The sequence below is a fragment of the Paracoccus sp. (in: a-proteobacteria) genome (genome assembly GCF_046289755.1).
GTDB lineage: Bacteria > Pseudomonadota > Alphaproteobacteria > Rhodobacterales > Rhodobacteraceae > Paracoccus.
Genome location: NZ_JBKBVD010000023.1, coordinates 29,954 through 50,023, shown reverse-complemented (window position 1 = coordinate 50,023; position 20,070 = coordinate 29,954). Strand labels below are relative to the sequence as shown.

At 67.6% G+C, this 20,070-nt stretch carries 23 protein-coding genes, 1 tRNA gene and 1 pseudogene; 11 read left to right on the top strand and 14 right to left on the bottom strand.

Translation table 11 applies throughout. The annotated features are described in order from the left end of the window. The first annotated feature begins 162 nt into the window (after positions 1-162). The 4 genes from cobD (at position 163) to ACK41U_RS10500 (ending at position 3,152) form a co-directional block, all read left to right on the top strand. Positions 163-1,125 carry a threonine-phosphate decarboxylase CobD gene (gene cobD, locus ACK41U_RS10515; RefSeq protein WP_409679482.1) on the top strand — a complete coding sequence of 321 codons (963 nt, stop codon included), beginning with the start codon at positions 163-165 and terminating at the stop codon, positions 1,123-1,125. Positions 1,126-1,172: 47 nt separating this feature from the next. Beyond that, entirely contained in the window at positions 1,173-1,640 is a 468-nt protein-coding gene (locus ACK41U_RS10510; protein ID WP_409679479.1) for a hypothetical protein, read from the top strand. A 73-nt stretch (positions 1,641-1,713) separates the two neighbouring features. Next, positions 1,714-2,619 (top strand): polyphosphate kinase 2, encoded by a 906-nt coding sequence (gene ppk2 / locus ACK41U_RS10505; RefSeq protein ID WP_409679477.1) that lies wholly within the window; start codon positions 1,714-1,716, stop codon positions 2,617-2,619. Between the two features lie 71 nt (positions 2,620-2,690). After that, positions 2,691-3,152, top strand: coding sequence for a TerB family tellurite resistance protein (locus tag ACK41U_RS10500; RefSeq protein WP_409679474.1), 462 nt, complete (start codon positions 2,691-2,693; stop codon positions 3,150-3,152). A 3-nt stretch (positions 3,153-3,155) separates the two neighbouring features. Here ACK41U_RS10500 and ACK41U_RS10495 read toward each other — a convergent pair whose 3' ends face one another. The 3 genes from ACK41U_RS10495 to ACK41U_RS10485 are packed head-to-tail and all read right to left on the bottom strand — an operon-like array spanning position 3,156 to position 6,525. Then, positions 3,156-4,466, bottom strand: coding sequence for an NAD(P)/FAD-dependent oxidoreductase (locus tag ACK41U_RS10495; protein ID WP_409679471.1), 1,311 nt, complete (start codon positions 4,464-4,466; stop codon positions 3,156-3,158). Beyond that, entirely contained in the window at positions 4,463-5,818 is a 1,356-nt protein-coding gene (locus tag ACK41U_RS10490) for a glutamine synthetase family protein (RefSeq protein ID WP_409679468.1), read from the bottom strand. Before ACK41U_RS10490 ends, ACK41U_RS10495 begins: the two co-directional genes overlap by 4 nt. After that, positions 5,815-6,525 (bottom strand): type 1 glutamine amidotransferase, encoded by a 711-nt coding sequence (locus ACK41U_RS10485; protein ID WP_409679466.1) that lies wholly within the window; start codon positions 6,523-6,525, stop codon positions 5,815-5,817. The genes ACK41U_RS10490 and ACK41U_RS10485 overlap by 4 nt, the downstream gene beginning before the upstream one ends. Positions 6,526-6,684: 159 nt before the next feature. Here ACK41U_RS10485 and ACK41U_RS10480 point away from each other — a divergent pair, with 159 nt between their 5' ends. The 4 genes and pseudogenes from ACK41U_RS10480 (at position 6,685) to ACK41U_RS10465 (ending at position 9,755) form a co-directional block, all read left to right on the top strand. After that, on the top strand, positions 6,685-7,824 hold the full coding sequence (locus tag ACK41U_RS10480; RefSeq protein ID WP_409679463.1) for an aminotransferase class V-fold PLP-dependent enzyme: 1,140 nt from the start codon (positions 6,685-6,687) through the stop codon (positions 7,822-7,824). Positions 7,825-7,860: 36 nt separating this feature from the next. After that, positions 7,861-8,355: pseudogene (locus ACK41U_RS10475) on the top strand (GNAT family N-acetyltransferase); the annotation flags it as partial. Positions 8,356-8,554: 199 nt separating this feature from the next. After that, positions 8,555-8,631 (top strand) — tRNA-Arg (locus tag ACK41U_RS10470). Positions 8,632-8,741: 110 nt separating this feature from the next. Continuing rightward, a complete protein-coding gene (locus tag ACK41U_RS10465; RefSeq protein WP_409679460.1) occupies positions 8,742-9,755 on the top strand; it encodes a hypothetical protein in 1,014 nt (337 codons plus the stop codon). On the opposite strand, the gene ACK41U_RS10460 is transcribed toward ACK41U_RS10465, so the two are convergent. Together ACK41U_RS10460 and ACK41U_RS10455 are read right to left on the bottom strand one after the other, a co-directional pair. Then, a complete protein-coding gene (locus tag ACK41U_RS10460; RefSeq protein ID WP_409679457.1) occupies positions 9,732-10,712 on the bottom strand; it encodes a DNA cytosine methyltransferase in 981 nt (326 codons plus the stop codon). The two genes, ACK41U_RS10465 and ACK41U_RS10460, sit on opposite strands and share 24 nt — an antisense overlap. Before the next feature lie 71 nt (positions 10,713-10,783). Then, entirely contained in the window at positions 10,784-11,284 is a 501-nt protein-coding gene (locus ACK41U_RS10455; RefSeq protein WP_409679454.1) for a hypothetical protein, read from the bottom strand. A 399-nt stretch (positions 11,285-11,683) separates the two neighbouring features. Between ACK41U_RS10455 and ACK41U_RS10450 the strand changes: the two genes are divergently transcribed. Next, positions 11,684-11,974 (top strand): hypothetical protein, encoded by a 291-nt coding sequence (locus ACK41U_RS10450; protein ID WP_409679451.1) that lies wholly within the window; start codon positions 11,684-11,686, stop codon positions 11,972-11,974. Between the two features lie 77 nt (positions 11,975-12,051). After that, positions 12,052-12,435, top strand: a complete 384-nt coding sequence (locus ACK41U_RS10445) for a hypothetical protein (protein ID WP_409679448.1) — start codon at positions 12,052-12,054, stop codon at positions 12,433-12,435. A 104-nt stretch (positions 12,436-12,539) separates the two neighbouring features. On the opposite strand, the gene ACK41U_RS10440 is transcribed toward ACK41U_RS10445, so the two are convergent. Genes ACK41U_RS10440 through ACK41U_RS10430 form a run of 3 tightly spaced genes read right to left on the bottom strand, consistent with a single transcriptional unit; the run spans position 12,540 to position 13,871 of the window. Further along, positions 12,540-12,881, bottom strand: coding sequence for a hypothetical protein (locus ACK41U_RS10440; protein WP_409679446.1), 342 nt, complete (start codon positions 12,879-12,881; stop codon positions 12,540-12,542). Positions 12,882-12,895: 14 nt separating this feature from the next. After that, positions 12,896-13,156, bottom strand: a complete 261-nt coding sequence (locus tag ACK41U_RS10435) for a hypothetical protein (protein ID WP_409679443.1) — start codon at positions 13,154-13,156, stop codon at positions 12,896-12,898. Positions 13,157-13,160: 4 nt separating this feature from the next. After that, a complete protein-coding gene (locus ACK41U_RS10430) occupies positions 13,161-13,871 on the bottom strand; it encodes a hypothetical protein (RefSeq protein ID WP_409679440.1) in 711 nt (236 codons plus the stop codon). Between the two features lie 163 nt (positions 13,872-14,034). Between ACK41U_RS10430 and ACK41U_RS10425 the strand changes: the two genes are divergently transcribed. Continuing rightward, positions 14,035-14,400 carry a hypothetical protein gene (locus tag ACK41U_RS10425; protein WP_409679437.1) on the top strand — a complete coding sequence of 122 codons (366 nt, stop codon included), beginning with the start codon at positions 14,035-14,037 and terminating at the stop codon, positions 14,398-14,400. Positions 14,401-14,559: 159 nt separating this feature from the next. Here the strand turns inward: ACK41U_RS10425 and ACK41U_RS10420 are convergent, their stop codons facing one another. The 6 genes from ACK41U_RS10420 to ACK41U_RS10395 all read right to left on the bottom strand — a co-directional run bounded on the left by ACK41U_RS10420 (position 14,560) and on the right by ACK41U_RS10395 (position 20,037). Beyond that, a complete protein-coding gene (locus ACK41U_RS10420; protein ID WP_409679435.1) occupies positions 14,560-15,060 on the bottom strand; it encodes a hypothetical protein in 501 nt (166 codons plus the stop codon). Beyond that, positions 15,057-15,662, bottom strand: coding sequence for a recombinase family protein (locus ACK41U_RS10415; protein WP_409679432.1), 606 nt, complete (start codon positions 15,660-15,662; stop codon positions 15,057-15,059). Before ACK41U_RS10415 ends, ACK41U_RS10420 begins: the two co-directional genes overlap by 4 nt. Further along, positions 15,659-15,892, bottom strand: coding sequence for a hypothetical protein (locus ACK41U_RS10410; protein ID WP_409679429.1), 234 nt, complete (start codon positions 15,890-15,892; stop codon positions 15,659-15,661). Before ACK41U_RS10410 ends, ACK41U_RS10415 begins: the two co-directional genes overlap by 4 nt. After that, positions 15,889-16,716, bottom strand: a complete 828-nt coding sequence (locus tag ACK41U_RS10405; RefSeq protein ID WP_409679426.1) for a hypothetical protein — start codon at positions 16,714-16,716, stop codon at positions 15,889-15,891. Before ACK41U_RS10405 ends, ACK41U_RS10410 begins: the two co-directional genes overlap by 4 nt. 598 nt (positions 16,717-17,314) lie before the next feature. Further along, positions 17,315-19,594, bottom strand: coding sequence for a VapE domain-containing protein (locus ACK41U_RS10400; protein ID WP_409679423.1), 2,280 nt, complete (start codon positions 19,592-19,594; stop codon positions 17,315-17,317). A 191-nt stretch (positions 19,595-19,785) separates the two neighbouring features. Next, entirely contained in the window at positions 19,786-20,037 is a 252-nt protein-coding gene (locus ACK41U_RS10395) for a helix-turn-helix transcriptional regulator (RefSeq protein WP_409679420.1), read from the bottom strand. Between the last annotated feature and the right edge of the window lie 33 nt (positions 20,038-20,070).

The window sequence follows — 20,070 nt, the reverse complement described above, 5'->3', positions numbered from 1 at the left end:
CCTGCTAGATCAGGCAGGGTCGCCCGAATGTTCTTACTACATATCGTGTGCGGCTTTCCGGGGGGTGTAAAGTAAAATTTCGTTAACAGATTGCCTGTGGACGGATGGCGACCTAGCACAGGGCCGGGCACGGGGCGGTGCGGCAAAGGCAGGAAACAACGGATGACGCGCGATCACGGAGGCGATCTGGACCGGGCCAAGGCGCGGTTTGGCGGCGGGGACTGGATCGACTTGTCCACAGGAATCAACCGCAGGCCATGGCCGGTGCCGCCGGTTTCCCTCCGCGCCTGGACCGTCCTGCCCGGCGCGGATGCCGAATCGCATCTGATTCGGGTGGCCGCGCGCTGGTTCGGTTGCCCGCCCGATCAGGTCCTGCCGCTGGCGGGCGCTTCGGCGGCGATCCAGCTGGTGCCGCGCCTGAGGGCGCCGGGGCGGGCGGCGGTGCTGTGGCCCAGCTATAACGAGCACGCGGCCAGTCTGATGGCGGCGGGTTGGCAGGTCGATCAGGCACATGACCCGCAGGCGATGGCGGGCGCCGGTCTGGCGGTGGTGGTGAACCCCAACAACCCCGATGGCCGCGAGTGGTCGCCCGAGGTGCTGGCCGCGCTGGCCGCAACCGTGGGCCTGCTGGTCGTGGATGAAAGTTTCGCGGACCCGCGCCCCGACCTGTCGCTGGCCCCGTCCCTGCCCGACAACGCGATCGTCTTGCGCAGCTTTGGCAAGTTCTGGGGGCTGGCGGGGGTCCGGCTGGGCTTTGCGCTGGCGCATCCGGGCACGCTGGCCCCCCTGCGCGAGGCCGCAGGGCCATGGGCCGTCAGCGGCCCCGCGCTGGAGATCGGGGCGGCGGCGATGGCCGACCATGCCTTTGCCGATGACACGCTGGTCTATCACAGCGAGGCCGGGCTGTGGCTGGACCGGCAGGCGCTGGCCGCAGGCTGGACGCCGGTGGGGGGCACGCATCTGTTCCGCCTCTATCATACAGCCGATGCCGGGGCCGCGCAGAGCCGTCTGGCCCGCGCGCGCATCTGGTCGCGCCGCTTTCCCTATTCGGACCACTGGCTGCGCCTTGGCATCCCCGGCAGCCGCCACGAGCGCGACCGCCTGACGGCGGCATTGCGCGGCTGACATCGCGCCGCTGACGGTGCAGACTGCCCCCAACCCATGAGGCCCCCATGCGCATTCTGCTAGTGACCCTTGCCCTTTGCCTGACGCCCGCCGCCGCTGTGGCAGACGCGGCGCTGATCATCCTCGACCGCACGCAGCTGCCCTTTGATCTGGGGCCGGGCCATCCCGCCAACAGCCCGACGCGGGCGGGCAATGCCCCCCATGCGGCGTGGAACTCGGCCGGGAATACCGCGAACGGATCGTCGGTCTGGCAGAACCGCCCCTCGAACCCGGCCAATGAGAACCGGCTGGTCTTTACCGCCGAGGGCGATGTGCTGGGCTATTACGCGGCCAATGCGGGCGGCGTGCTGAACGTCTTTGACGTGAACGGGCGCCGCATCGCCTATCGCCCGGCACGGGGCACGCAAAGCCTGTTCTCGACCAGCGGCCAGTGGTGCGGCACCGTGGACCGCCCGCGCGGCGGCGGCATGATCCTTGCCCTGACCCCCGAATGCGCAGGTCTGTTTTCCCGCTGACAGCAAACTGACGCATCATCGTTACAATCGCCGATTACGAACGCCCGACACATGACGCCCGGAGACACGCGCGATGGACGATTCCGCCAATGACTGGCTTGCCGCCGAACTTCAGGAAACCCTGGACGAGGATATCGAGATCGAACTCGAGGACGCCGTCCTCTCGTCCGAGATCCGGCGCATCTATAGCAGCCACCATCCCGACCAGATGGACCGCAAGCTGTATTTCACCGAGCTTTTGCGCCTGCAATCCGAACTGATCCGCCTTCAGGACTGGGTCAGCCATCACAAGGAACGCGTGGTCGTTCTGTTCGAGGGCCGCGATTCGGCGGGCAAGGGCGGCGCGATCAAGCGGATCACGCAGCGGCTGAATCCGCGCGTGGCGCGCGTCGTGGCCCTGCCCGCGCCGTCGGACCGTGAAAAGACGCAATGGTACTTCCAGCGCTATGTGCCCCACCTGCCCGCAGGCGGCGAAATGGTGCTGTTCGACCGCAGCTGGTACAACCGCGCGGGCGTCGAACGGGTGATGGGGTTTGCCTCCGAAGATCAGGTCGAACAGTTCTTTCAGGACGTTCCCGAATTCGAGCGCATGCTGGTCCGCTCGGGCATCCGGCTGGTGAAATACTGGTTCTCGGTCACCGATGAGGAACAGCAGATGCGCTTTATGATGCGCATCCACGACCCGCTGAAACAGTGGAAACTGTCGCCCATGGACCTGCAGAGCCGCGTCCGGTGGGAGGCCTATACCAAGGCCAAGGAAGAGATGTTCGAGCGCACGAACATCCCCGAGGCGCCGTGGTATATCGTGCCCGGAAACGACAAGAAGCGCGCGCGCCTGAACTGCATCAGTCACCTGCTGGACCAGATCCCCTACGAGGATGTGCCCCATGACGAGGTGCGCCTGCCCGAGCGGGTGTTCAACCCCGATTACGAACGCGAGGTTCTGCCGCGCGAATTGTATGTGCCGCAGAAATACTGATAGCGCGGCTGTGATGCGCGGGCGGGTGTGACCGCTTGCCTGCGCGCGCAAATGCGGGCAAATCTTGCCGGATGTTCAAAGATCTTCTCAGCCGCCTGATGGGCGAAACCGCCTCGCCCGCCGCTCTGGCGGGGGATGAGGCAGAACTGGCCATTGCCGCGCTGCTGGTCCGGGTGGCCCGCGCCGATGACCATTACGACGAGGCCGAGCGGCAGCGGATCGACCGCATCCTCGCCTGCCGCCGCGGGCTGTCGCCCACCGAAGCCGCCACCCGCCGCGCCGATGCCGAGGTGCTGGAGGCCGAGGCCGCCGACACCGTCCGCTTTACCCGCCAGATCAAGGACCGCATCGCGCTGGAAGATCGCGCGGGCGTTCTGGCCGCCATGTGGGAGGTGGCCTATGCCGATGAGACGCGCGGCCCCGATGAGGAAAGCCTGATCCGTCTGGTGACCGGCCTGCTGGGCATCACCGACCGCGAATCGGCGCAGATCCGCCAGCAGGTGCTGGACCAGATGGGCCTGCCGCGCGGATAGCGCTCAGATCCCCAGCCGGTCGCGCAGCCCGAACCACGCCATCCCCGCCACCAGCAGCGGCTGACGCAGCATCGCACCGCCCGGAAAGGGCCGCGTCGGCACGGCGGCCATGACGTCAAAGCGCTCCGCCTGCCCCGCCACCGCCTCGGCCATCAGCCGCCCCGCCAGCGTCGCCAGCGCGACCCCGTGGCCGGAATACCCGCTGGCCGACAGGCAGTTCGGCGCGGGCCGTGCGAAACAGGGCATCCGGTTCATGGTGATCGCCAGCGTGCCGCCCCATGCATGGGTCAGCTCCACCCCCTCAAGCTGCGGATAGACCGACAGCAGATGCGGGCGCACGACCGCGGCAATGTCGCGCGGAAAGCGATAGGTCACCGTCTCGCCGCCGCCAAAGACCAGCCGCCGTTCATCATCCAGCCGCCAGTAATTCACCACGAATTTGGTATCGGCCACGGCGATCCGCCCCGGCAGGATCTCGGGGAAATCCTCGCCCAAAGGCCGCGTCGCCACGATGTAATTGTTGATCGGCATGACGCGGGCGGCCACGCCCCGGTCAAGGCCCCCCAGATAGCCGTTGCAGGCCAGAATGACATGATCCGCGCGCAGGCTGCCGTGATCGGTGCGGATCAGACTGGCCTCACCCGCGCGCGTGGCATGGGTGATGCCGGTCACCTCGCTGCGTTCGTGAATGACCGCGCCTGCATCCATCGCCAGCCGCGCCATCCCCAGCACCAGCGCCAGCGGCTGCACATGCCCCGCGCCCCGGTCCAGATCGCCGCCCGCATAGGCGGTGCTGCCGATCGCCGCCGCCATCCCGTCACGGTCCAGCGGCGTCACATGGGGATAATCGTAATGCTGCGCCAGATGACCGGCCATCTGCCTCGCGTGGTCGATTTCGGAGGCGGCGCGGCAGGCATGGGCGATGCCATCGCGGACCGGCACGCCCGCCTGCCCCGCCAGATCGCGGGTCAGCGCCTTGGCCTCGCAACCCAGATCCCACAACCGGCGCGCCATGTCGCGGCCCAGATGGCGTTCCAGCCAGTCGACCTCTTGCCGCTGGCCCGACCCGATCTGCCCGCCATTGCGCCCCGAGGCCCCAAAGCCCACACGCTGCGCCTCCAGCACCGTCACAGAATAGCCCCGTCGCGCCAGATGCAAAGCCGCCGACAGGCCAGTATAGCCCGCGCCGATCACCGCCACATCGGCCCGCGCCTCGCCGCGCAGATGCGGCAGCGCCGCACCCTCGCCCGATTGCGCGGCATAGAGGCTGGGCGGATAGGCGCCGGGCCGGTCGTTCAGATGCAGCAGGTTCATACGTTCAGCAGCAGATGCTCGCGTTCCCACGGGCTGATGACCTGCAGGAACTCCTTGTATTCCAGCCGTTTGACGGCCTCGTAGACATCGCAGAAATCGCCGCCCAGAACCTCGCGCACGGGCTGGCTTTCCGACATCACATCCAGCGCATCGCCCAGGTTATAGGGCAGCTCATCCTGCGACATATAGGCATCGCCCAGACATTCGGCGCGCGGGTTCTCGGCCTCGATCAGGCCCAGATAGCCGCAGGCAAGGGATGCCGCGATGCCCAGATAGGGGTTGCAATCCATCCCCGCCAGCCGGTTTTCCAGCCGCCGCCCCTCGGGTTCAGAGATGGGCACCCGCAGACCCGTCGTGCGGTTGTCGCGGCCCCATTCCAGATTGATCGGCGCTGCGAAATCAGGGACATAGCGGCGATAACTGTTCACGTAAGGCGCCAGCAGCGCGATCACGGCGGGCAGGTGCTTCTGCATCCCGGCGATGAAGTGCAGGAATTCCGGCGTCTCGCGGCCCTTGTCGTCAGAAAAGATGTTCCGGCCCGTCGCCAGATCGGTGATCGAGTGGTGCATATGCATGGCGCTGCCCGGCTCGCCCTCGATCGGCTTGGCCATGAAGGTCGCAAAGCAGTCATGGCGCAAAGCCGCCTCGCGGATCAGGCGCTTGAAGTAAAAGATCTCATCGGCCAGCGCCACCGGATCGCCATGGTTCAGGTTGATCTCGACCTGACCGGCGCCGCCTTCCTGCAGGATGCCGTCGATCTCGAACCCCTGCGCCTCGGCGAAATCATAGATGTCGTCGATGACCTTGCCGTATTCGTCCACCGCCGACATGGAATAGGCCTGCCGTGCCGCCGCCCGGCGCCCCGTGCGGCCCATGGGCGGGATGATCGGCTGATTGGGGTCGATATTGCGGGCGACCAGAAAGAACTCCATCTCGGGGGCGACGACGGGTTTCCAGCCGCGATCCTCGTACAGCTTGACCACCCGTTTCAGCACATTGCGCGGCGCGATGGGCACCGGGTTGCCCTGTTGGTCCAGCACGTCGTGGATGACCTGCAACGTCCAGTCGGCGGTCCAGGGTGCTGCGGTCGCGGTGCTGTAATCCGGCGTCAGGATCATGTCCGGCTCGGTGAACGCGCCCGAGGGGTTGTCGGCCCAGCCGCCGGTGATGGATTGCAGAAAGATCGAGTTGGGCAGGTAGAACCGCTGCTGGCGCGCGAATTTCGAGGCGGGCATCGCCTTGCCGCGTGCCACCCCCGCGATGTCGGCCACGATACATTCCACCTCGTCCAGACGGCGCCCGGCCATGAAATCGCGGGCTGCCTGCGGAACCTTGTCTGTCCAGTCGCTCATGCCGCTCCCTCTGCCGGTTGCTGGCCCGCATTGCGCGGCGCCTTGAAAAATGTCTCGATCTGGTCGGCCAGAATATCGGTCGATTTCGGCTGCCCCATGCGTTGCGCCGCGCGGGCCAGCAGACCGTCCGGGACCACGCCACGCGCGCGCGTCTGCATCAGCCCGTCGATGAAGGCGTCGTCAAATTCAGGATGCGCCTGCACGGTATAGGCCCGGTCGCCATAGACCAGCGCCGCATTCTCGCAATGGCTGTTGCGGCCTGCCACCTCGGCGCCGGGCGGCAGTTCGACCACCTGATCCTGATGCCAGGCGTTCAGCGTGACGGGCCGGCCGCCAAAGTCATAATCCTGCAGGCCCACGGCCCAGCCATCGGGATGCTTGATCACCCGCCCGCCAAGCGCCTGCGCAATGATCTGATGCCCGAAACAGATCCCCACCATCGGCACGCCCGCGCCATAGGCGTTGCGGATGAACTCCTCCAGCGGCGGGATGAAGGCGTGATCCTCATAGGCGCCGTGGCGCGATCCGGTCAGCAGCCAGCCATCGGCCTCGTGTACATTGCCGGGAAACTCCATCGCCTCCACATGCCAGGTGCGGAAGTCAAAGCCGCGCCCGTCCAGCAGGCGCACGAACATGTCGGGATAGTCGCCGAGGGTCTCTTTCAACTGCGCGGGGGACTGGCCGCATTGCAGGATGCCGATACGCATGAAAAACCTTGATGTTGCGGGTCCCGCCCAAGGTAGTCACCCGGGCGGGGGGCCTGCAAGGGGGCATTGCCCCCCGCGCGCGCCCTGCGCCCTTTGGCGGTCTGGCCCCGGCCCCGCCCGCAGGTTAGGCTTTGCGGGTCACAACACCAGAGGTCAGCCATGCCCCACCGGAACCCCCATATCGACCCCGAGGGTCTGGACGAGTTCTCGGTCGTCTTCACCGACCGCTCGCTCAATCACATGTCGGCGCGGTTCCAGCAGGTCATGCGCGATCTGTCGGCGGGGCTGGCGCAGGTCTATGGCGCGGATGCGGTGGCCATCGTGCCGGGCGGCGGCAGCTATGCGATGGAATCGGTCGCCCGCCAGTTCGGGCGCGATGCCCATGCGCTGATCATCCGCAACGGCTGGTTCAGCTATCGCTGGACCCAGATCTTCGAGGCAGGCGGGTTCGCGCGCGACACCACGGTCGTCATGGCCCGCCCGCAAGGCAACGACCCGCAGCCCGCCTATGCGCCGCCCCCCATCGACGAGGTGGTGGCCAGGATCCATGAGACGCGCCCCGATGCCGTCTTTGCGCCCCATGTCGAGACCTCGGCGGGGCTGATCCTGCCCGATGACTATATCACCGCCATGGCCGCAGCCGCGCATGAGGTCGGCGCGCTGATGGTGCTGGACTGCATCGCCTCGGGCGCGGTCTGGGTGGATATGGCGGCCACCGGCGTCGATGTGCTGATCTCGGCCCCGCAAAAGGGCTGGTCGGCCTCGCCCTCGGCGGGGCTGGTGATGCTGTCGGACCGGGCAGCGGCGCGGCTGGAGGCCACCACCAGCGACAGTTTCGCGCTGGACCTGAAGAAATGGCGCGCGATCATGCGCGCCTATGAAGATGGCGGCCACGCCTATCACGCCACCATGCCCACCGACGCGCTGCTGGGCCTGCGCGATGCGATGGCGGAAACCCGCGAGATGGGCTTTGACGCCGCCCGCGATGCGCAATGGCAGCTGGGCCGCGCCGTGCGCGCCGATCTGGCCGCGCGCGGCATCCGGTCAGTGGCGGCGCCGGGGTTCGAGGCGCCGGGCGTCGTGGTCAGCTATACCGACGATCCGCAGGTGAAATCGGGCCGCGCCTTCGCCGAGCTGGGCACCCAGATCGCCGCCGGGGTGCCGCTGGCGATCCATGAGGGGGACGCCTTTTCGACCTTTCGCATCGGGCTCTTCGGGTTGGACAAGCTGCGCGATGTGGCGGGCACGATGGACCGGCTGCGCCCGGTTCTGGACCGCGTGCTGACCGGGGCTGGCTGAGGGCAGGCTTGCCCCCGTCGGGACCGGACGCTAACACGGGCGCGACCACCGGCAGAGGGCAGACAAATGACGCTGACAATCCGGCAGGAAGACCCGACCGGGCGCGATCTGGACCTGCTGTTCCAGCGCCATCAGGCGGCGATGCATGCCGACACCCCGCCCGAATCGATCCACATGATGCCGCGCGAGGCGCTGGCCGTGCCCGGCATCGCCTTTTTCGTGCTGCGCGACGGCGACCGCCCGCTGGCCATGGGCGCGGTCAAGGATCTGGGCGACGGTCATGCCGAACTCAAGTCAATGCATGTCCTGTCCGAGGCGCGCGGGCGTGGGCTGTCGCGGCTGTTGCTGGCCCGGATGGTCGATCACGCGCGTGCACAAGGCGCCCGGCGGCTGTCGCTGGAAACCGGCGCACAGGCCAGCTTTGGGGCGGCACGGGCACTTTATTCATCCGAGGGATTCGCCGAATGCCCGCCCTTTGGCGCCTACCGGCCCGACCCGAATTCGACCTATATGACGATGTCGCTGGACTGAACTGTTTCCGCTGCGCCCCAAGACTTGCGATCCGATTTCCGAAGCCTTATGCAAAACCTGATGGCCCCGTAGCTCAACTGGATAGAGCACCTGACTTCTAAGCGGAGGCTCTGGGGCCAGAAAGACGAACGGAAACAACTGGCTAGGAAAATGGGAAGGACTTGCGAACCGTTTTCCGAACCGTTATCAGAAGGATCACGGCCCCGTAGCTCAACTGGATAGAGCACCTGACTTCTAATCAGGATGTTGGGCGTTCGAGTCGTCCCGGGGTCGCCACTTCTCTCTCGCATCTCCCTGAGATACATGCATAATCCCCGACATTGCAGTTGTCGGGAGTCATTCGCTTGAGCACAGGGACGGACGCGCGGGACAGGGTCTTTGGACTGGTGGACGGGTACATTGCTGACCCGGTGTCCGGTGAATCGGCCATCCGCGATGCCCGCGCCGCGCTCGCGCCGGAGGTTCTGGCAGACCTTGACAGCGTCTTGGCTGACCGGCGGATCAGCTACCGGGACGGCGTGTTGATCCAACTCGGGTATGGCGTGGTTGACCCGGCCCTTGACCTGACCCTCCGCCCAGAGGGTGCGCGCGGAATGGCGCAACAGCTCGGGGTGTTCCTTGCTGACCGCCACATCATCGCAGTCAAGGACGCATACCAGAACATCGCCAAGAACACGGACAGGCTCGCGCGCGGCAACGTCCCTGAGTTTGACCGGCTGCTGCTTTGGGCCACCGGCGCGGGGATGCCCGAGCGCGAGGCGGCGCTGCGCCTCGCCTGCGCAGCCGTTGCCGCAACCGCTCGCCCGGTCCTCCCGATGCCCGACCTGAACCGGAGCGCGCTGACCTTCGCCCGGACCACCGGCCTGCTGTTGGACCTGCTGTCTGTGCCCTCCGGCGGGGCCTATGAGCAGTTTGCGTTCGCGGCGCTCCTCCACACCCTTGTTGCCAGCCACGCGGCGGACCAAGTGCGCGTTGAGACCAAGAGCCTGAATGCCTCTGACCGCAGCTCCTTCGCAGCCGGGGACGTGCAGTTGGCGACGGGCAGCCGTGCCATTGAGGCGTTTGAGGTGACGGCGAACAGTTGGCGGACCAAGATGGACGGCGCGTCCAAGACCATCCGCGACAATGACCTGTCCCGGCTGCACATCGTCGCGTCCCGGCCCGAGGGCGAGCGGGCGGCGGTTGCGAAGCGGCTGGCGGAGCTTGCCGAGGACGTGGCAGTGCTGGACGTGCGGCAGGCGGTGGAGGTCCTGACTGCCGTGCTGACGAGGCCCCAGCGGGCAGACGCCCTGACGCGCATGTACGAGTACCTTGACCGCTACCAGCCCGACACAGAGCGGGTGAACGAGCTTGTCCGCCGCCTGATTGCAGCCGGGCTAGTGGAGCGCGCGGGCGACTGACGCCCCAACAACTTCTGCCAGCCGGGGCGGCACCGCGTTGCCAATCTGCGTATACTGGGAGCTGCGCGACCCCTCGAACACCATTTCAGCCGGGAAGGACTGCAACAGCGCGGACTCAAGGACGGTCAGCCGCCGCCCGCCCCGGAGGGCTCCCACCTTGGGCTTGCCGCCGTCCCAGAGGTGCTTGTGGTAGGGCGGGACAAGGTCCAGCTCATCAACAAAGTGCGTCTTGTTGCCCCCGGCGGAGGCGAGGATGGTTGGCGCAGGTTGGTCAAGGTTCAGGGCACGCCCGCCGCCATTGAAAAGTTGCCCTGCGTAGGGGCTCGGGCGCAGGTCTGGCGTCTTGGCGTAAACCACCTTGGAGGGGTTGGGGTTGCCCAAGACCTCCCCGCGCCGGATGACAGTGCCCGCCGTGACGTAACGCCCCGGGCGGTGTGTCGGGGCCGGGAAGTCCACGCCCCCCTTGAGGAAGCCGATCACCATGACCCGGAGCCGCTTCTGCGGCACCCCGTAGTCTGCCGCGTTCACGATCCGGGGCGGCAGGACTGTGTAGCGGTCGCTGATGGTCGCAAGGACGCTGTTGAAGTACTCACGGTTGCGGGGCGCAAGGAGCCCGGCCACGTTCTCCATGATGAACGCCCGGGGCAGCGCCTCGTTCACGGCGCGCACGAACTCGGGCAGCATGTCCCGCACATCGTCAGCCGCCAACCGCTTGCCACCATTGGAGAAGGGCTGACAGGGAGGCCCGCCTGCGATCAGGTCAACGCCCCGCCACTGCCGGAAGTCCACGCCAGTGATTGACTCCTGCTTCACCTCCACCCCGGGGAACGCCCGCCGGTAGGTCGCGCAGGCGTCCTTGTTGAGGTCCAACCCCAGGACTGGCCGGAAACCCGCCCGCTCAAGCCCGAGGCTCAGGCCCCCGGCCCCCGAGAACAGGTCTATGCTGGTCAGCTCCAAGGGTGCCCTCCTGTGAACATTTCAGGAACATATACACCAAGGGTGAATCGCCCGTCAACGGAGCTTACTCGCTACTCAGCCGGTGTGCGAGCCGATTGTTGGGGTGATTCGTGCTTTTGGCACAAGGTGTTGCGGCCCGGTGCCGCCCCGTGTTCGGTGTTGCGCCAGTGGGCCGGGTCGCGGGCGAGGTCCCGGAGCGCCAGCAGGAGCGCCGCCCCTAGGGCGAGCCAGTACGCGGGCAGCAGGAGGGCGAGCCACAGCGGGAGGCCAGCGAGGCGGGCAGCGGCGACATGGAGCGCCAGCGCGGCGGCATAGCCTGCCAGCAGGAGGGCCGCGAGGCCCCCGGACAGGTCCCCGCCCAGCAGGACGGCAAGTCCCAGCGGGTGCGCCGCGATGCACAGCAGGGACGCGGGGAGCAGCAGCGCGGCCCAAACCGGGACCGCGAGGCCCCGCGCGGACAGGTGCGCCGGGACGCTGTGCGATGCCCAGCGCGCCGAGGCGGGCGATGGCCGGTGGCGGATGTGGAATATGGGGAGGACGTGTGCGCCCACCCCGCCTGCGGGATGGTGCATGGCGAGCCTCGGGGATGTAAACAGAACGTGAACTTATCCCCGATCTACCCCGCCGCTGTGCAGCCGGTCTAGGGTTATCCCCGCCCCGCCACGCGAAAAGTATAGCAACACCAGTTGTTTGCTGGGATTGCTGCGGTGCAGCGCTTGCTCAGGGACAAATCGCTGTTGACTCAGGATTGACCAAGGGCTGATGATGATGGGGCCAGCAGACTAAGGCTGGCCGGTGGACCCTTGGGCGGGTCCGAAACCATAGATGCCAGTTGGCTCCCCCGGAGCCGAAAACCGCCAATGGTGCCGACATGACCAAACGCAACCCCGGTTGCGCTGGCTGTCGGCTGTCTGTGTGCCCGCGTGGCCCGATCCGATCTGCCAGCGCTCCAAACCAACGGAGTGACTGACATGTGCGAACCATTCAACAGCGTCCCCGCAATCGTCCCGAGGGAGGCGCTGGCCTACCTCAACGATGCTGCTGACCTACTGGGGAAGGCCCTTCCCTATGCCGTATTTCTCGCCTGCGAGAATTGCGACACCACCATCGAACTTGGCGACATTGGCAGCCTGCCTTTTGAAGTGCGGGAACGAATTGAAGATGCTGTCCAAGAGGTGAACTGGGCGCTGAGCCGCAATAGCCCGCTCGTCATCCGCCCCACCAAGTCGGGCCGCTTGGAAATGTTCGTTCCGGGTTGCTGACACCCCGCGCCGCCCGGCGCGGTGTCGGGCGGCGCGGTGTCGGGCGGCGCTCCACCCTACATCGAAGGAAAATCACCATGGCGACCTACTGGCGCAGCGGCGAAGGCCGCACGATCATCGACAACACCGCCCGATGGGTGCTGGCTGTTGCAGCCCTGAGGGGCCTCACCATCTGGGACTACATCGAAGGGCGCTGCACACTGGCAGAACTCGGGGTGACGGCAGAGGAGGCGGCGCAGACACTCAAGCCGCTGATGCCCGATGCCCACCTGCACTACAACGAGCACGGCGGCAGCCGGGAGAAGTATCAGACCTGGGAGGCGTGGTTCAGCAAGCGGCTGCGCAACCGCATCTTCTACTTCTTCCACCGCCACGGCCCGGAGCGCGGCTTGGTCCGCTGCCTTGCCGAATGGCCGCTGGCGGAGCCGGTGCGCCCGGCCTTCGCCGTAGCTGCCGAGTAGTGCGCCACCCCGAAAACGCCGCGCCGGGTCGCACCGGCGCGGCCCACCTTCTCAGGCGTCCGGGGGCGGCACCAACCGCACCCCGGATATTGCCGTCAGCGGGGTCAGTGCAGAACCGGGCGCGGCATCCAGAGGTCGCGGGCGAACAGGCACCAGCCCAGCGCGACCTGCACGGCGCGGTCGTGCTGGCGGATCAGGTGCGGCGTGGCCCGGGCCGGGTCGCGGATTGCGTCAACCCAAACGTCGCGGGAGGTCCCCGGGTGGCGGCGGCACAGGAGCCCAACGAGGCCCCCCAGCGTGGCGCGGGGGACGCGGTAGAGGCGCGCGAACTTCGCCACCATCGCGGGCGTGGGCCAGCCGTCCGGGCTCGCCTCCTCTGCATGGGCAACCAGCGCGAGGTGCGCGAGGCGGACGCGGCGCGGGAACAGCCGGGCGTGCGCCTCCATGAGCCTGTCCGGGGTCACTTGCCGCGCCCCGGGCCGGTGTAGGACGTGCCCAAGGCATCGCCCTCGAACACGCACGGGGCGAAGCCGCCCGCCGCCGTGGCCGCGACCTGCGTGGTGTCGAAGCCATCGAAGGGGGTGTTGAGGTGCGGCACGAGGGCGTTGGCGGCGGTGATTGCGGCCGCACCGCTGGCAGCGTCCACGAGGGCGGCATGGATGCCCGAGGGGTTGCGCAGGTGGTCAGCGCCCCGGGGGCGGGTCACGAGGAAAAGGGCCATTGGACTACTCCTTGTTACTGTTCAGGGCGAGCTTCACCCGGTCAAGCGGGCGGACCTTCCCGGCCTCCCACTCACGGTTGCGGTTGATGGCGCGCTGCGCCGCGAGCCGAACGGCGGTGATGGCGGCCTGCACGGCCCGCGTCTCCTCGCCTACCAGCTTGTCGGCAAGGTCCTGCGCGCTGAACGGGCGGGACCGGGCGGGCATCCGGTCGATGATGGAGACAAGGGCCGCGCCCAGCACCTTGTTGGTGGTGGCGACGGCCAGCAGTGCGGCGTTTTTCAGCTCCACGATGCCCGAGCCGTCAAGCTGCTGCTGGTAAGCGCTGCGCTCCGGCGTCCCGAGCCCGGCGCGGGCAAGGACGGTCACGGGGCTTGCCCAGAGCTGGGACGTGGTGGCGAGGCTGTCCGCCGCCACATTCAATTCCTTGAGGTGTGCCCAGCGGGCCTCGGAGGAATCAGTGACAACCTCGCGGCGCAAGGTGGCTGCGGCTTTGTCGGCTGCGGCCTGCTGGTCCTTCGGGGTGAAGCCCGCACGGGCGAGGCTCTCCGCCGCCTCGGCAGCCCGGCTGGCAACGCCAGACTCAAGCGTGTCGATCAGCTTGCCGAACTTCTCAGCGCGCCGGGCCGCGACCTCAGCGAGGCTGACCACCTCTGCCGTGGACAGGATGGGCTTGTCGGGTATGTTGAGGGGGAGGGATGGAAGTGGGTCTGCCATGTCGGGCTCCTCTTGCCGGGGCGGCCACCATCGGCCCGCCTTCATGGCCCAGAGCATACCGCGCCGATGGTGCTAGGCAGAGCGCTTTTCGTTGTTGTCAGAGGGGCTTGCGCGCTTCGGGGGACTTCAGGCAGAATGCGGCGACAGGCGGAATGGTGGGACAATGAAATCGTTCAAGCAGTATGTCGGAGACTCAAAGCTTCCTGTTCTGGACCTTGTCATGGTCGCGCATACGGACGGTCGCGTTGAACTCTATGAGGGGCGGAAGTGGATTGCAGGGCGTTTTGACAAAAACATCGGCATTGATCAGCCGACGCATGGCCGTGGCCAACAACATGCCCACGTCTTTGGCCGCAAGGGCGGTGAGATTGTTGTCGTAAATCTAGACGGCACCGGCAGCCACGGAACAAAGGGACGGCTGCATGACGACGATGCATCAGCCCTCCGGGCGCGCGGCTTCAAAGTCAGGGACGACAACATCATTGAATGGACCGTGGTATCAGGTGGCGTTCAACTCTTGTTTGGGTGAACCTACCACCCCGGAAGGGTGCAGCGCGGGCCAGAGGCCGGAGCCCAAGGGGGCTGGCGGCGGCGGGGCGCAGGGGACCAACCCCGGGAGCGTCCGGTTGCAGGGTAACGATAGGCCCGCCGCAGTGTTGTGTGCCCCAAGGCGGGGGTCAGCCACTGCTCAATCCCCGCGCCGCGTCTCTGGGTCAAGCCGCGCCTCTAAAAGGCCAAAGTCCCGGACGGGCGTGGGCGCGGGCGGGATGTCCCGCAGGAAGTCCTCCACACTCTGCCGTTGGGGCACGACGATCACGCCCCCGGTCATCACCGACACGTTCACGTCAATCGCCTCGCCCTCGCGGTACCCGTGGCGAGACTTTAACAGGAAGATGTTGGCGACAATGTTGCCCTCATCGGCGGCGGCACGCAGGTTGCCCACGAGGGCGTCATGCTCCACCGCCCGGCCCTGCTCCAAGGCGTCCTGCACCGCCGGGTCGCGCTCGCGCATGGCCCTGAAGGTGTCCTTGCCGATGCCGAGGGCTCGGGCGATGGTCTGGACGCTGCACCCGCGCGCGGACAACTCTTCCACCATCTGCAAGCCTGTTTCGGTGATGGCAAACTCGCTCTTGCCGAGGTCGTTGACCACCCGGCGCGCGGGAAGGTCTGGCGGGGTCCGTTCGGTCATGTCGTGACCTCCTGTTGCTCACGGTCAAACTCAGTGCAGACGCGCTGCGACAGACCCTTGCCGCAGTGCAGCTCCCGGGCGATGGCATCCATGCCCATCCCCCGGCGGCGCAGGTTGCGGATTGCCAGCACAAGGGCTTCCGATGCCGGGGCACGCCCGATCTGACTGCCCCGGGCGCGGGCGGCGGCCATCCCGGCCTTGGTCCGCTCGATCAGCAACTCGCGCTCAAAGGCCGCGACGGCGGCGATGAAGGTGTACATCATCCTGCCCGCCGCCGTGGTCGTGTCGATAGCCTCGCGGTCAACGTACAGATCGCAGTTGGTCTGCCGCAGCTCATCAAGCAGGTGCATCAGGCCAATGGTGGACCGCCCAGGGCGGGTCAGGTCAACTGCGGCGACAACATCCACCCGGCGACGGCGCACGGCTGTCATCATTCGGTCGAACTCAGGCCGGGTCTTGGCTGCGCCGCTGACAACCTCCACATGCTCAGACGCGATGGACCATCCCGCCCGGGCCGCGACCTCGCGCAGCCGGGCAATCTGGCCGTCTGTGTGCTGTTCTGCCGTGCTGACGCGCGCGTATATCGCGGCGCGGCGGGTCATAGAGTCACCCCCGCCCAAACCTCGACATGTTGCCCGCCGCCGGTCAGGTAGCTGGACGGGCGGGCCGGGTCCGCAGCAACCGGCACCCAGTGGCAATAGTCGCGCCCGCCCGAGCTGTAGGTCAAGCGGACACACTGGCCGTCCCGGATGTCTGCCGGGGGATGGCCGGAGGCCGGGTGTTCAGTCATCCGGCCCGTGAAGATGTTTCGCTCATAGACGGTGATGATCATTCCGCCGCCTCCGCCATCGCAGCCGCCCGCGCGGGGGTGTGCGGGACCGGGGTCCCCATGCCCTCGGGCAGCACGAGGTGGTACACGGGGAAAAGCTCATCGGGGTCGTACTCATTGGCGAGGTTTTCGGCCAACAGCGCCGCCTTGCCCGCCTCGCTCACATCGTCCGGGTGGCTGTCCGCGTGGAAGGTGCCCTGACCGGCATAGTCGGTGGCAAGCCAGCGCTGGTAGCCGTTCTCAAAGGTGGTGCGGATGCCGTAGCCCTTGACGCTGTTCATGTCCCAAGACAAGCCCGACTTGATGGTGGCATCCGACCAGTTGCCCAGCGCCTCGCGCAGCTCCGACATGGACGCACCCCCGGTGCGCCAGAGGAGGTCCACCAGCAACGCCTGCTTGGTCCCCGCGCGACTGGCAACCGCCTCCGCCTTTGGGGCCAGGGCGATGCCCCGGGACCGGCGCGGGGCCTTCGCCTTGGCGCGGGGCTGGGTTTTCTGTGCCTCTGCCTCGGGCTGGGCCTCCGGCTGGGGCGCGACCTCGGGGGCGGCGGCGGGCACAGCCGGGCCAGCGGACAGGGCCACGAGGTTCTGCCAGATGCGGCGGGCGGCGGTAGTGCGGTCAGGGAAACGCTTCACGGGGGCGATGCCCAAGGGGGCGGCGGTCGCGGCAAACAGGGCCGCGCCCTCCTTCATGGTCAGGTCGGACAGGTCAGCCTCAATCAGCACCAAGAGGTGGTCGTGCGCGTCTGCGGCGGCGGCGGCCTCCGCCTCGGTGGCGTGCAGGGCGAAGGCGGCGGCGGCGGGGTCGATGGTGGCGAAGGTGTTCATGTGGTGCTCCATTTCTCAGGGTGGCGACGCAACCCAAGGTTGTATCCAGTGACGGAACATAGAGTGAACATTGGCTGCAAGTAAACCCCGAAAAGGACCGTCTCTGGGGTGGCCTGGACCCTGCCCAGAAGGCCCCAGCGCCGCTGGCCCCGGCCCGTGCGATCCGGCGTTGCCCTTTCGGGGTGGCCCGCGCCTGCCATTGGTGCCGGGGGAGTTTGCGTGGTCCGGGGAGGCACCAACCTTTTTCCGGGACGCAGAGCGCGGGATGCGGTGCATTCCTGCCGCCAGAGCCCATGCAGGCGAGGCCCAGACAGGCGTTCCGGCCGCCGTTCCCCCGGGCGTTCCCCTCTGGCGGGAACGCTCCTGCGCCACCGTAGCTGGCCTTTTCTCCTACCGTTCCCCCGTTCCCCCCCAAAGGTATAGAGTAGGGGAGAAGGCCGCCGGGACCGCTCGCCCTTGGGCTGGGGACACCGCCGCCGGAGGGTCTAGGGAAGTGGGCGGAACGGGGCGGAACGGGGGGAACGTTGGGCATTCCCGCCACCTTGCCAAGGGGTTAGCCGTTCCGCCCCGAAAGGCCCCCGTTCCTGGCCGGGAACGCCTAGAACGGTTCCCCCGGCCCGCCGTCCGTCGCAACCACGCCCTCAAGCTCGCCATCCAGCCCAAATCGGGGCACGAGGCGCGGCACGTTGCCGTCCCCCCGGACATAGCACCATTCCGGGTGTGGCAGGCCGAACCGGCGCTTGGTCCGGTGGAAGTCCAGCCGCCGCATGGCGTCCCCGAGCCGCTCATTGTCGTCCTGCGTGCGCTGCCCGGGGAGCCTGCCGACGATGCGCCAAGCATCCTCTGCCCGGACCCTGCCGCCGCCCTCCTCGCCAAGGGCGTTGTGCAGCCGCTCATAGAATGGCTCCTCCACGCGCCGGGCATCCTGTTCGGCCTCGGCATCGGCCCAAAGGGCAGGGTCCAGCCGGATGGGCACCCCCTCCGCCTCGCGCGCCGCCGCCTCTGCCCAGAGCTGGTCCCGGTCGCGGCGCAGGGCGTCAAGGTTGAAGCCCTCCACGGCCACCGGCCAGAACCGCCGGTTGCCGGTCGTGTCGCGCAGGTACCGGCTGTCATTGGTCGTGCCGACGATCACGCACTGGCGCGGCACCTCGCGCTCGCGCCGGTCGTATGCCATCCGGGCCTTGTCGTGGGTCCGGGACAGGAAGCCCTTGAGGTGGTCCGCGCCGCCCTTTCTCATGCCTTTCAGCTCGCCCGCCTCGACAATCCACTTCCCGGCAAGGGCCTCGATCACGCGCTTGGCCTCGGCATTCAGTGGCACGTCATCGGTGAACCACTCATCGCGGACGGCCAGCACCTTGAGGGCCGTGCTCTTGTTGGTGCCCTGCGGGGACTCAAGCACCAGCATCTCATCGAACTTTACGCCCGGCCTGCGCACCCGGCGGACGGCGGCAACAAGGACAAGCTCGCCCACCGCCCGGGTATAGGGCGTGTCAGCCGCGCCGCCGTACTCCGCAAGCCAGCGCCCGATGCGTGGCACCCCGTCCCACCGGAGCCCGGCAAGGTAGTCCAGGACAGGGTGGAAGGCCCGCTGCCGGGCATGGTCGGACAGGACGCGGTTGAAGAAGTCCACCGTGGGCCGGAACTTGTAGCGCTCGTCAATTGACAGCCAGAGCCGGTTGCAGGCGTCATCGTCAAGGTTGGGGCCGTACCCGTCCAGACCCTCGACAAGTGCCCGCTCGGCAAGCAGGTCGTGGCGCAAGGCCACCCCGAGGCGGCGCAGGGCCACGCGGACGTTGCGCTGCGAGTTGCTGTAGGGGTTGCCCTCCTTGTCGCAGTCAAAGTTGTTGTCCACCTCCTCGCGGGCGTCCTGCACCTGCTTGCGCGCATAGCCCTCCGCCCCCTTCTGGTCGCGGACATGCGCGCTGATGGCATAGTCCGGGTCAAGAAGGATGCCCAACATCACCGCGTCACTGCACCCCGCCCGGGCCATCTCGCAGGCCACCCACCAGACGGCCTTGGAGCGGTCTCCCTGCCAGCGGCCCTGTGGATCCAGCGCACCGCCCCAGCGGCCCGGGTCATCTGGGTCGTGGCCGTTCACGATCACCCGCTTGCAGAGGTCGGACACCGGCACCCCCTCAAGGTCCACCCCCGGGGCGGGCGCTTCCTTGGGCTGGGTCCCCTTTTGGGCAGGCCCGGCGCTCGCCCTCCGGGCGGCGGGGAGGCTGTCCAGCCGGTACCGGCGCTGCCAGTCGGCATCCACGACATGCGCCAGCGCGGGGACCCGGCCCTTGTCGCGCTTCTTCTTGTTGGGCACGTTCACCGTCCCGGGCAGGCGCATGATCCTGTCCGCGTTGTGGCAGGCGTCCGCCTGTAGCGCCGCCTCAACGTGCAGGTTGCGTGCCTCCACATGGTCGAACAGCCGCGCCTCATGCGCCGCGACCTCCGCCCGCTCAGCATCGGTCAGCACCCCCCTCTTGCCCGGGTCCGCAGCCCGCCAGAAGAGCCGCGCCAGCTCGGCAGAGCCGCCCACGGGCACATCCTCGCCCGAGAGCCAGAAGCCCTGAAACCCGCCGCCGCTGTCCACGATCACCGTGGGCGCGGGGGCGTAGCTGCGCAGGAGCCGCAAGGCCCGCTCGCGCTCAGCGTCCAGCGGCTCGCCCGGCCTCGGGTCCACATCGACATGCACCGCCCGGATGGCGAAGATTGCGCCCTTGTTGGGCTTGCTCTCTACCTCGCCAAAGACCGCGTTGACGGTGAAGTAGATGTTTTCACGGCCCTGCCGGGCGTCAATCCAGCGCCGCATTGACGCCACCCCGGCATCGGTGCCCCGGAACGTCTCGGTGGCGGTCTTTCCGTCCGGTATAATGGAGGTCAGCACCCACGGCCCAGACGGGCACCAATGGCGCAGGAAGGCCACGGCTGCATCGGTTTCGCCAGAAGACAACAAGCCTTTTTGGTCGCGTTCCGCCGCATCCGGGGCTACTCTATCCCCGATGATGTTCTGGTGGACTGCCCTGTCTTCCCTAGCGCCCTCCGCTCCCCGGCGGGGGGCGTTTCCATTTTCCCCGATCATTCGCCTGCCTCCACCCAAGCCCGCACATCATCGGCGCGGTAGCGGATGCTGTGCCCGATCTTGAGGAAGGGGGGACCCTGCCGCTTGGCGCGGTACGCCTCCAGCGACTTGGTGGAGAAGCCCGTCATCTGCGCCACTTGGTCAGCGGTCAGGTACTCGGGCGTCATGGGCAGCCGCCCACGCGGCAATTCCCGCAGGAGGCGCTCTGCGACGGCCTCCGCAATAGCATCAATCGTTTTCTGGTCCACGGATGGTCACCATGCCAGACCGCCTGCTGTGGC

What these genes read in the sequence shown, in the direction of transcription:
- cobD (WP_409679482.1), top strand. Translation starts at nt 163, where the DNA reads ATGACGCGCGATCACGGAGGCGATCTGGACCGGGCCAAGGCGCGGTTT.
- ACK41U_RS10510 (WP_409679479.1), top strand. Translation starts at nt 1,173, where the DNA reads ATGCGCATTCTGCTAGTGACCCTTGCCCTTTGCCTGACGCCCGCCGCC.
- ppk2 (WP_409679477.1), top strand. Translation starts at nt 1,714, where the DNA reads ATGGACGATTCCGCCAATGACTGGCTTGCCGCCGAACTTCAGGAAACC.
- ACK41U_RS10500 (WP_409679474.1), top strand. Translation starts at nt 2,691, where the DNA reads ATGTTCAAAGATCTTCTCAGCCGCCTGATGGGCGAAACCGCCTCGCCC.
- ACK41U_RS10495 (WP_409679471.1), bottom strand. Translation starts at nt 4,466, where the DNA reads ATGAACCTGCTGCATCTGAACGACCGGCCCGGCGCCTATCCGCCCAGC.
- ACK41U_RS10490 (WP_409679468.1), bottom strand. Translation starts at nt 5,818, where the DNA reads ATGAGCGACTGGACAGACAAGGTTCCGCAGGCAGCCCGCGATTTCATG.
- ACK41U_RS10485 (WP_409679466.1), bottom strand. Translation starts at nt 6,525, where the DNA reads ATGCGTATCGGCATCCTGCAATGCGGCCAGTCCCCCGCGCAGTTGAAA.
- ACK41U_RS10480 (WP_409679463.1), top strand. Translation starts at nt 6,685, where the DNA reads ATGCCCCACCGGAACCCCCATATCGACCCCGAGGGTCTGGACGAGTTC.
- ACK41U_RS10455 (WP_409679454.1), bottom strand. Translation starts at nt 11,284, where the DNA reads ATGCACCATCCCGCAGGCGGGGTGGGCGCACACGTCCTCCCCATATTC.
- ACK41U_RS10450 (WP_409679451.1), top strand. Translation starts at nt 11,684, where the DNA reads ATGTGCGAACCATTCAACAGCGTCCCCGCAATCGTCCCGAGGGAGGCG.
- ACK41U_RS10445 (WP_409679448.1), top strand. Translation starts at nt 12,052, where the DNA reads ATGGCGACCTACTGGCGCAGCGGCGAAGGCCGCACGATCATCGACAAC.
- ACK41U_RS10440 (WP_409679446.1), bottom strand. Translation starts at nt 12,881, where the DNA reads ATGGAGGCGCACGCCCGGCTGTTCCCGCGCCGCGTCCGCCTCGCGCAC.
- ACK41U_RS10435 (WP_409679443.1), bottom strand. Translation starts at nt 13,156, where the DNA reads ATGGCCCTTTTCCTCGTGACCCGCCCCCGGGGCGCTGACCACCTGCGC.
- ACK41U_RS10430 (WP_409679440.1), bottom strand. Translation starts at nt 13,871, where the DNA reads ATGGCAGACCCACTTCCATCCCTCCCCCTCAACATACCCGACAAGCCC.
- ACK41U_RS10425 (WP_409679437.1), top strand. Translation starts at nt 14,035, where the DNA reads ATGAAATCGTTCAAGCAGTATGTCGGAGACTCAAAGCTTCCTGTTCTG.
- ACK41U_RS10420 (WP_409679435.1), bottom strand. Translation starts at nt 15,060, where the DNA reads ATGACCGAACGGACCCCGCCAGACCTTCCCGCGCGCCGGGTGGTCAAC.
- ACK41U_RS10415 (WP_409679432.1), bottom strand. Translation starts at nt 15,662, where the DNA reads ATGACCCGCCGCGCCGCGATATACGCGCGCGTCAGCACGGCAGAACAG.
- ACK41U_RS10410 (WP_409679429.1), bottom strand. Translation starts at nt 15,892, where the DNA reads ATGATCATCACCGTCTATGAGCGAAACATCTTCACGGGCCGGATGACT.
- ACK41U_RS10405 (WP_409679426.1), bottom strand. Translation starts at nt 16,716, where the DNA reads ATGAACACCTTCGCCACCATCGACCCCGCCGCCGCCGCCTTCGCCCTG.